Here is a 9,508-nt window from a genome sequence, read left to right as displayed (position 1 = left end):
GCCCTGCTCACCTGCGCCTCGAACAACTCCGGCAGCGTCCCCGGCACCAGGCCGGCATCAGTGTCGTTCCACTCCTCGACCACCAGACGGCGCTCGTCCTCGCCCATGAGCTCGGCGCGCGCGACGAGGTCGTCGGGCGCGGCGTTCGCGAGCCAGTTGGCGACGTTCAGGTAGCGGTGGGAGAGGGCGGCGGCCTCGGTGAGGTCGTGGACGTCGGGGTTGACGTCGATGTTGATCTGCATGCCCGCGCGGGCGTAGATGTCGATGCGGATGTCGTCGACGGGGCCGGTGGAGAGGTTGTGGGCGATTGTGGGGCAGTCGCCGAAGCGCAGGTCGTAGTCGAAGGTCATGACGTTGATGTGCAGCCCGCACAGGTCGCCGTCGGCGATGTTCAGGTCGTTCAGCATGTCCTTGTAGCGGTACTGCTGGTGCCGCAGCCCCTCGCGGATCGCGCGGGAGGTCTTTCGTACGACGTCCTCGACGGTGGAGTCCGGGCCGATGGTGAGCCGCAGCGGCAGGATGTTGGAGGTCATGCCGGGCACGCCTAGGGTCCGTTTGTCGGAGCGGGCGCGCACGGGCAGGCCGACGGTGACCTCGCGTTCGCCGGTGACGCGGTGCTGGTAGAGCGCGGCGGCCGCGATCATCAGGCCGGCGAAGCTGGTCCTCAGGCGCCGCGCGCCGGCCTTGAGGGCGTCGGCGGCGTCGGTGTCGACGCCGCCGGTGTGGCGCAGGGGGGCGCGCTGGGCGCGGCGGGACTTGTGGGCGTCACCGCCGTGGACGGCGGGGTGGTCGGCGAGCAGCTCGCGCCAGTACTGGCGGTCCTCCTCGAACTGCGCGGACTGGCGGTAGGCGCGGTCGGCGTCCAGGAGTACGGAGACGGGTTCGGCGGCGCCTTCGGAGGGGTCGCGGCCTTCCAGGAGGGCGGTGTAGATCTCGGCGGCGCGCTGGGCCAGGACGACGCCGCCCTGGCCGTCGAGGACGAGGTGGTGGGGGCGTACGTACCAGTAGTGGAGCTCGTCCGCCACCTTGATGATCGCGTTGTTGAACAGCGGGCCGCCGTCGAGTTCGGCGGGGCGCTCCAGGTCGGCGTCCATCCAGGCGCGGGCGGCGGCGCACGGGTCGGGCTCGCCGCTGACGTCGACGGTCTGGACGGGGTAGTCGTCGGTGTCGTGCAGGTACTGCATGGGTGTTCCGTCGACGGTGCGCACGCGCAGGCGCAGCGTCTCGATCTCGCGCACGCGCAGATCGGCGGCGCGCACGAGGAGGTCGTGGTCCACGGGGCCGTGGATCTCGATGTACTCCGAGATGAAGAAGGCCCGGTTGCCGGGGGCGAGTTGCTGTGCGTACCAGATGCCGAGCTGTCCGCCCATCAATTCGCGGAGCTCACCCTCGTTCTTGGCCATTTCCGCGCACTCCAATCGTTCGACTCATCGACTGGAACAGCACGGGCCGCCTCTACCGGGGCATGCGCATGACCGCCCAGCTCCTCTTGCACAAAGCTGTGACCACAAAGCTGTGACTTGATGATTCAGACTTGTTCAGCGCCTGGCGCGGCGACTCACTATGGCCCAGGGACCAGCGGTGATCAATGTGCTTCCGGTGGGCGTTCAACTGCGTGAGCACGGCAGTTGAACGCCGGCCGCGGGGCCGGTCCGGACAGCCTTGACGTACTCGTACGCGCCCTGTGACCGTGAATGCCGCCTATAGCCTGAGCGCGTGTCTGAAGAATTACGTGAATCGTTTCCCGGCCACTCCACAATCTGCGAGGCACTTGTATGCCCGAATCAGCGCCGTACATAAATCTGACGGATCCCGAACTCTATTCCCACGGTGATCCCTTCGCGCAATGGCGCCGGCTGCGTGCCGACGATCCGGTGCACTGGCACCAGCCGGGCGAGCTGCCCGGTTTCTGGTCGCTGACCCGTTACCACGACATCCGCACGGCCTATCGCGACGCGGAGACGTTCAGTTCGGCGCAGGGGATCCTGCTGCGGCCCGCCGGGCACGGGGCGGACCCGGGCGGCGGGCGCACGCTGGCCCTCACCGACGCGCCGCGGCACAAGCAGCTGCGGGGACTGGTCGACGGCTGGTTCGCGGTGCGGTCGGTCCGCGCTCTGGAGGCGGAGATGAAGGACATCGCCCAGGGCGTGGTCGACAAGGCGCTGGAGAGCGGAGGTTGTGACTTCGTGGCCGATGTCGCGGCCCGTGTCCCGCTCTATGTGATCTGCAAGATGATGGGCGTGCCGGAGTCCGACTGGGAGTACCTGTACGACCTGACGAGCCAGGCCTTCGCGGCGGGTGACCCGGCGACGCGCAGGTTCGCGCACCTCAACATCCTGGGTTACTTCGAGACGCTCCAGGCCGACAAGGCAAAGGACCCGGGCGACGACCTGGTGAGCATCCTGGCGACGGCGGAGGTCGACGGGGAGCGCCTGAGTCCGGACGACGTGATCCTCAACTGTGACAACCTGCTGGTCGGCGGCACGGAGAACACGCGGATCGCGGCGGCCGGCGGGATGCTGGCGTTCCTGGAGCACCCCGGCCAGTGGCGGGCGGTGCGGGACGAGCCGGAGCTGTTGCCGTCCGCCGTGGAGGAGGTGCTGCGCTGGACGTCGACGGCGACGCACATCATGCGTACGGCGGTGCGGCCCGCGCAGATCCACGGGCAGCGGATCGAGGAGGGTGACAAGGTGGTCTTCTGGCTGCCGTCGGCCAACCGCGACGAGACCGTCTTCGACGACCCGGACGTGTTCGACGTGCGCCGCACGCCCAACCGGCACCTGTCGCTGGGCTTCGGCGAGCATTTCTGTCTGGGCAGCATGCTCGCCAAGGTCGAACTTCGCCTGTTGTACGGCATGTTGCTGAGCCGAGGGGTGCACATCGAGCTGGACGGCGAGCCGAAGCTCCTCGACTCGATCGTGGTCAACGGCCCCGAGACCCTGCCGGTCCGGATGAAGGCGGCCTGAGAGCCCGTACGTGCGAAGGGGGCCCGCCTCGTCGAGGTGGGCCCCTTTCGCGCGTACCGTTCGGTCTCAGTCGGACATCGCCACCAGGACCCGGCGGTCCCCGCCGAAGGGGCGCCGCCCGTGGCCGACCGCGACGTTGTCGATGACCATCAGGTCGCCCTGGCGCCAGTCGACGTCGACGGCGGCCTCCAGGCCTGTGTCGTGGACGTGCAGGGCGTAGGCGTCGGGGATGGGGCTGCCGTCGGCGAAGGTGACGGACTGGGGCAGTTCCTCGGGCGGGAGGATCTGCGCGAGTTCGCGGGAGGTCTCGTCGCCGAGCGCGGCCGGGTGGAAGTGGTCGGCCTGGTTGAACCAGACCTCGGTGCCGGAGTACGGGTGCTTGACGGTTGCCGGGCGGATGGGGCTGATCATGCGCAGCCCGCCGTCGGGCGTCCACTGCCAGTCGAACTCCCCTTGTTCCAGGAAGGCTTCGACGACTGCGCGGTCGTCGGTCTCGAAGGTCTGGCGCCAGCTGCGGCCGAGTCCGAAGCCGTCGTGGAGGTTCTGGGTGTAGCGGATGCCCGCCGCGAACGCGTCGCGTACCTCCTCGTCGAGGGAGTCCAGCCACAGCCCGCCGTCGACGACGGGCGTCGCGCCGCCGGATCCGGGGGTGGTGGCGCAGTAGAAGAAGAGCCGCTCGGGCCAGTGGTGGCTGTAGGACAGCTCGTTGTGCATGGCGATGGTCATGTGCTGCGGGTACTCGGTGGACGTGTAGAGGTTCCCGCCGAGCTTGGTGCGCGGCGAGGTGCCGTGCATGTAGGCGAGCCGGTTCGGCAGCAGCAGGTCCATCGCGGTCTCGACGTCCTGCTCGGCGACCTCGAAGTCGCGGAACACGACGGCCTTCTCGCGGGCGAGCAGTTCTCCGAAGTCGCCGGTGTCGGCGAGGAGTTCGCGTATTGCCTCGGCGCCGGTGCGGCCCTTGGGGCGCAGCTCCAGCGGCTTCCAGTCCTTGGGGTCGGTGGTGCCCCTGGTGTCGGTCATGCCGGCTTCTTCTCCGTTTCCGTGCTTCCTCGTCCGTGGTCCCGCGGCCGTGACCGGGCCGCGGGGTCGTGGTGGAACGCCTGGTCCGTGATCTCGGGGGGATTCCTCGGGGCGGGGCCGGAAGCGGTCGGGGACGGGGGACCCCGGGGCCGGCGGTCCGCATCGGGCATCCCGACGGGCACGGCCGAAGACTCACTATGCGCCCGGCCGCACGCCCCGGGTCAACGGCGGCCGCCTGTTCGTTCAACTGCGTGCGCGGGCCGGTTGAACAGCGCGTACGTGTCTGAGGAAGGCCTCAACAGACTGTCTTGATCGGTGAGTTGGGGCGGTGTCATGGTGGTGCGCCGGGCTGCCCGGCGCCGGCCCGGCCTCCCCCACGCCCTGTCTTTCGCGACTTCTCGCACGACTTGTCCCACGACGATCTGGAGACCCTCTTGCACACCACGACTGTGACCGAGGGCGCGCCATGCCCTATGTGACCTCCAACGGCATCCGGCTCTCCTACCAGCGCTCGGGCCGGGGGGAGCCGGTGCTCCTCATCATGGGCTCGGGGGCCGCCGGCCGCGTCTGGACCACGCACCAGACGCCGGCGCTCGACGAGGCGGGCTACGAGACGATCATCTTCGACAACCGGGGCATCGGCGCCTCCGACGCGCCTCCCGGGATGTACACGCTCGCCGAGATGGTGGCCGACACCAGGGGTCTGATCGAGGCCCTGGGCCTCGGCCCGTGCCGGATCGTGGGCACGTCCATGGGCGCGATGATCGCCCAGGAGCTGGCGAGCCAGGCGCCGCACTTGGTGCGCTCGGCCGTTCTGATTGCCACGCGGGCGCGTTCCGACGCGACGCGGCGGGCGCTGACCGAGGCGGACCGGGCGCTGCGGGAGAGCGGTGTGCGGCTGCCGCCGAAGTACGAGGCGATGCGCACGGTCCTGGAGATGCTGTCCCCGGCGACCTTGAACAATGACGCCGCGGCCTCCGGCTGGCTGGAGATCTTCGAGCTGACCGGCGGCAACAGCGGCGGCGGCCAGGCGGGGGTGGACCGGGCGGGCGACCGCCGCGAGGTGCTGCGCACGATCACCGTGCCGTGCCGCACGATCGCGTTCGCCGACGACCTGATCTGCCCGCCGCACCTGGTGGCCGAGGTCGCCGACGCCATTCCCGGCTGCGACCACGTGGAGATCCCCGACTGCGGCCACCTCGGGAACCTGGAGCGCCCTGACGTGGTGAATGCCGCGATCATCGAGTTCCTCACCAAGTACTGACGCTCCATCACATGTGAGGGCTCGCTGTGACACAGACAGAGATGATTGATTCGGGACCCGCGGCGAAGATCGTGCAGCGGGGCGTGACCACGTGGACGCTTCGGATGTCCTCGCCCGACCGGCTGCGGCCGGTGCGCGCGGACGTGCCCATGCGGGTGGAGCGGTCCCAGGTGCCGTCGATCGACCTGAGCCGCGCCCTGTACGCGGCGGTGGGCTCCCGGGTGTGCTGGACGGACCGGTTCGCCTGGGACCACGAGACGTGGGAGGCGTGGGTCAACCGCGACACCATGGCGACCTGGATCGCCACGGTCCGGGGCACCGTCGCCGGCTTCTTCGAGCTGGAGGCGCAGCCGGGCGGCGCGGTGGAGATCGTGCTGTTCGGCCTGCTGCCGCAGTTCTACGGGCAGGGCCTGGGCGGTGCGCTGCTGACCGCGTGCGTGGAGAACGCCTGGCGCGGCGGCGTCGACTGGAGCCCGGGAGCCGGGCCCACGTCGCACGTCTTTCTGCGCACCAGCACGCTCGATCACCGCCATGCGGTGCGCAACTACCTGGCGCGCGGCTTCGAGACGGCCGAGGCGGAGACGGCCGACAAGCCGGTCCCCGACCCGCGGCTCGCTCCTTGGCCGCTGCCGCGCGACCCGCGGCTGGTTCCGGCGAGCGACCTGTAGGCGGCGCCGACGGCCTGTCGGGCCGGGTTCCTGCCCGGCCCGACAGGCCGTCGGTGTGTGGTGGTTGGCGCGGGGCTCCTGCCCTGCGGCAACCGCCGCATGCTCATGTCCGGGTGCGGGCCGCCTCCTGCCTGACGAAGCGCGCGAGGCGCGCGATGCCGTCATTGATCTGATGATGCGTCAGATAGCTGACGGACAGCCGGAGGCCGTACTCGCCGCCCCCCTGTGGATAGAAGTACGACATCGGGGTCCAGATGACCCCGAACTCCTCCGCCGCGCGCGTGAGCGCGGCGTTGTCCGCGCGGAACGGGACCGTGACGGAGAGGAAGAAGCCCCCGCTCGGCTCGTTCCAGCGCACGCCGAGCGCTGCGCGCTCGCCCTGCGGGAACGCCGCCTCCAGTGCCTGGAGGGTGACCCGCATCGCGTCGCCGTAGTACGCGGCCGTGGCTTTGTTGAGCTCGCAGGCGCGGCCGTCCGCCGTGAGCAGCATGCCCGCCACGACGGCCTGACTGATCGGCGAGGTGTTCACCGTCACCATGGACTTGATCTTGGTGAGTTCGTCCGCGAGCAGGCCCGTGCGGCCCGGCGCTTCGGTGACGGGCTGGTCCGCGACCGCGAAGCCCACGCGAGCCCCGGGGAAGAGCGTCTTGGACAGGGAGCCCAGGTGCACCACCCGGTGGTCCCGGTCCAGGGACTTGAGCGTCGGCAGCTGCCGGCCCGGGCTGACCAGCCGGTAGGGGCTGTCCTCGATGAGCAGTATGTCCTCGCGGGCGGCCAGTTCGAGCAGCTCGTGGCGGGTCTCCAGCGGCACCGTGGTGCCGGAGGGGTTGGAGTGGTCGGGGATGACGTAGAAGGCGCGGGGGCGGCGCCCCCGGGCCCGCTCGGCGCGGATCGCGGCGGCCAGGTCGGCGCAGCGGAAACCGCCCTCGGCCTCGGCGACCGCGGTCGGGTGGATGTCGAGCAGCCGGGCCGCGCCGGTGATGCCGACGTAGCAGGGGCTGGAGACGAGCAGGACGTCCTCGGGGCCCCGGATCAGCGCCCGGACCGCGAGGAGCATGGCCTCCTGGGCTCCGACGGTGACCACGATCGACTCCGGGCAGACGTCGATGTCCTCGTCCTTGCGCAGTGAGTCGGCGATCAGCTCGCGGATCTGGCCGCCGGTGGGTCCGTACTGGAACAGCGCGGAGCGCACCCGCTCGGGCGTGGCGCCTTCCGCCTCCAGATGGTCGAGGTAGCGGCGCAGGTACGTGAAGATCTGCTCGGTCTCGAAGAAGCCGTCGTAGGGGCGCCCCGGCGCGAAGGAGACCGCGTCGGGGTATCGGGTGGTGATCTCGTTGAGGAAGTTCATCGTGTCCAGGACCGGGTCCGAGACGCTGCCGTGCAGGTCTTCCCGGCGCAGGCCCGAGGGCCCGGGGCTGTCGACCGTACGGGGTGACGCGCCTTCTGCGCCGACGAGTTCGGGCCCGGCCTCGTGGACCGAGCCGGTGCCGGTGAGCGCCATCGCCTCGGTCAGCTCCTCGGTGGCCAGGGACAGGACGTCCTCGACGCCCTGGGCCCCGGCCACGGCCAGTGCGTGCAGGACGGGGCGCCCAAGGAGCACCGCGTCGGCGCCGAGCGCGAGGGCTGCGAGCACGTCCGTGCCGCGCCGGATGCCGCCGTCGACGAGGAGCGGGCAGGCTCCGGCGACGGCCGCCGCGATGTCCGCCAGGACGTCGAGGGTGGCGGGGGCTCCGTCGAGCTGGCGGCCGCCGTGGTTGGAGACCACGATGCCGTCGACGCCCGCCGCGAGCGCCCGCCGGGCGTCGTGCGGGGTGAGGATCCCCTTGACCAGGACCGGCAGCGAACTGACCGACCGCAGCCAGGAGATCACCGACCAGTCGAGCGCCGGGTCGAACTCGGTGAGTGCGTGACCGCTCGGCGAGGCGAAGTCGGCGCCGGTCCCGGCCAGGTTGGTGGGCCCGACGCCCTCGGGCAGCCGGAAGTCGTTGCGCACGTCGCGCAGCCGCCGGCCCAGGCGCGGCGCGTCCACGGTGAGCACGAGGGCCTCGAAGCCCGCCCGCTCGGCCCGTTCGACCAGCCGCCGCGTGATAGCCCGGTCGCGGAAGCAGTACACCTGGAGCCACAGCGGGCCCGAGGCCTCGGCCGCGATCTCCTCGAAGGTGCGGCTCGCGAAGGTGCTCACGACGAGCGGCACTCCGGCCGCGCCCGCGCCGCGCGCGGTCGCGCTCTCGCCGTCGGGGTGGGCCAGGGTGTGGTACGCCATCGGCGCGACCGCGACCGGGGCGGCCCAACTGCGGCCCAGGATCCGGGTCCTGGTGTCGGGCACGCCGCGTCCGGCCAGCACCCGGGGCCGCAGCGACACCCGGTCGAAGGCCGCGAGGTTGGCGGCGAGCGTGCGTTCGTCGCCCGCGCCGCCCTCCAGGAAGTCCCACACGTCGGGCTCGATGCCCGGGCGCGCCCTGGCCGCGTAGTCGGCCAGGGTGACCGGGCGCGCGGTGCTGGAGTCGGTGGCGCTCATCCGGCGGTCAGCCGCTCGCGCTCCACCGCTTCGTACAGCGCACGGATGTTGGAGCTGCCGAAGCCGCGCGAGCCCCGGCGCTGGATCAGCTCGAAGAAGAGCGTGTTGCGCTCGTACGGGGAGCGGCTGAAGAGCTGGAGCAGATGGCCCCACTCGTCGCGGTCGGCCAGCACCTGGGTCTCGCGCAGCTCGTCGACGATCTCGCGCAGCCCCTCGAACCGCTCGACGAGCAGGTCGTAGTACGTGTCCGGGGTGGTCAGGAAGTCGATGCCGGCGTCCCTGAACTCCCGTACGGCGGGGATGATGTCGTCGACGAGGAACGCCAGGTGCTGGACCCCGGGCCCGCCGTTGCGCTCCAGGAACGCGTCGAGCTGGCCGGACTCCTTGCCCGGGTCCGGCGCGACGAGGGTGTAGGTGACACCGCCCGTTGCGCTGCGCACGACCACGGAGTCCATGGCCTGGCCGCCGACGGTGACGTACTCGGAGTAGAAGCGCGAGAAGCCGAAGGCCTCGCGGTAGAAGTCCGCGTACGCGCCGATCGAGTCGCCCTGGAGGCAGACCGCGATGTGGTCGAGGAGCCGGATCCGTCCCTGCGGGCGGCTGGTGCCGCCCACGGGTATCCAGTTGTGTCCCGGCGGCAGCCGGCCGGCGGAGCTGCCGGCGGCGGGGACGAGCGTGTGCACCACGCTGCCGAAGCCCGACACGGCCGTGTTGCCGCGGGAGACGACCGGCTCGGCGCCCGCGAGGACCGCCGCGTCCCGGGTCGCCGCCACGTCGTCGCAGGTCATGGCGATGTCGGCGACGCCGTCACCGTGCTCGTCCAGGAACTTCCAGATGCCCCGCCCGGAGGTGACGACGAGCTGTACGTCGCCCTGTCCGAGCAGGATGGAGCTGCGGTCGACCTCCACGGAGTCGGCGACGCGGGTGAAGCCCATGGCGGACTCGAAGTAGTCGACGGCAGAGAGCTTGTCCCTGGTGAACAGCTCCACGTAAGCGATGTCTTGCACAACCACGGAGAAACCTCCTGTTGCCGGGGGCGGGGCACCCGCGCCGCGGTGTGCGGCGTTGTGGG

General features: G+C 71.0%; 7 protein-coding genes. 3 read left to right on the top strand and 4 right to left on the bottom strand.

Annotated elements, in window-relative coordinates; all coding sequences use genetic code 11:
• On the bottom strand, positions 1–1,403 hold a 1,403-nt coding region (locus IEZ15_RS38680; RefSeq protein ID WP_229846412.1), incomplete at its 3' end, for a condensation domain-containing protein.
• Between the two features lie 372 nt (positions 1,404–1,775).
• On the opposite strand from IEZ15_RS38680, the gene IEZ15_RS38675 reads away from it, so the two are divergent.
• A complete protein-coding gene (locus IEZ15_RS38675) occupies positions 1,776–2,966 on the top strand; it encodes a cytochrome P450 (protein ID WP_189281699.1) in 1,191 nt (396 codons plus the stop codon).
• Positions 2,967–3,032: 66 nt separating this feature from the next.
• Here IEZ15_RS38675 and IEZ15_RS38670 read toward each other — a convergent pair whose 3' ends face one another.
• Entirely contained in the window at positions 3,033–3,986 is a 954-nt protein-coding gene (locus IEZ15_RS38670) for a TauD/TfdA family dioxygenase (RefSeq protein ID WP_189281698.1), read from the bottom strand.
• A gap of 466 nt (positions 3,987–4,452) precedes the next feature.
• On the opposite strand from IEZ15_RS38670, the gene IEZ15_RS38665 reads away from it, so the two are divergent.
• Together IEZ15_RS38665 and IEZ15_RS38660 are read left to right on the top strand one after the other, a co-directional pair.
• The gene (locus IEZ15_RS38665; RefSeq protein WP_114242467.1) at positions 4,453–5,250 is read left to right on the top strand and encodes an alpha/beta fold hydrolase; all 798 of its coding nucleotides are present in this window, start codon (positions 4,453–4,455) and stop codon (positions 5,248–5,250) included.
• 41 nt (positions 5,251–5,291) lie between these two features.
• Positions 5,292–5,918 carry a GNAT family N-acetyltransferase gene (locus tag IEZ15_RS38660; protein WP_229846411.1) on the top strand — a complete coding sequence of 209 codons (627 nt, stop codon included), beginning with the start codon at positions 5,292–5,294 and terminating at the stop codon, positions 5,916–5,918.
• A gap of 103 nt (positions 5,919–6,021) precedes the next feature.
• Here the strand turns inward: IEZ15_RS38660 and IEZ15_RS38655 are convergent, their stop codons facing one another.
• Both IEZ15_RS38655 and hppD read right to left on the bottom strand, forming a co-directional pair.
• The gene (locus tag IEZ15_RS38655) at positions 6,022–8,436 is read right to left on the bottom strand and encodes an aminotransferase class I/II-fold pyridoxal phosphate-dependent enzyme (protein ID WP_189281697.1); all 2,415 of its coding nucleotides are present in this window, start codon (positions 8,434–8,436) and stop codon (positions 6,022–6,024) included.
• Complete coding sequence (gene hppD / locus IEZ15_RS38650) at positions 8,433–9,449, bottom strand: 4-hydroxyphenylpyruvate dioxygenase (RefSeq protein WP_189281696.1); 1,017 nt, start codon at positions 9,447–9,449, stop codon at positions 8,433–8,435. The genes IEZ15_RS38655 and hppD overlap by 4 nt, the downstream gene beginning before the upstream one ends.
• Between the last annotated feature and the right edge of the window lie 59 nt (positions 9,450–9,508).

This window comes from Streptomyces atratus (assembly GCF_014648655.1).
GTDB lineage: Bacteria > Actinomycetota > Actinomycetes > Streptomycetales > Streptomycetaceae > Streptomyces > Streptomyces atratus.
Note: the sequence above shows the minus strand (reverse complement) of the source record. Positions and strands in the feature narration are given on the sequence as shown.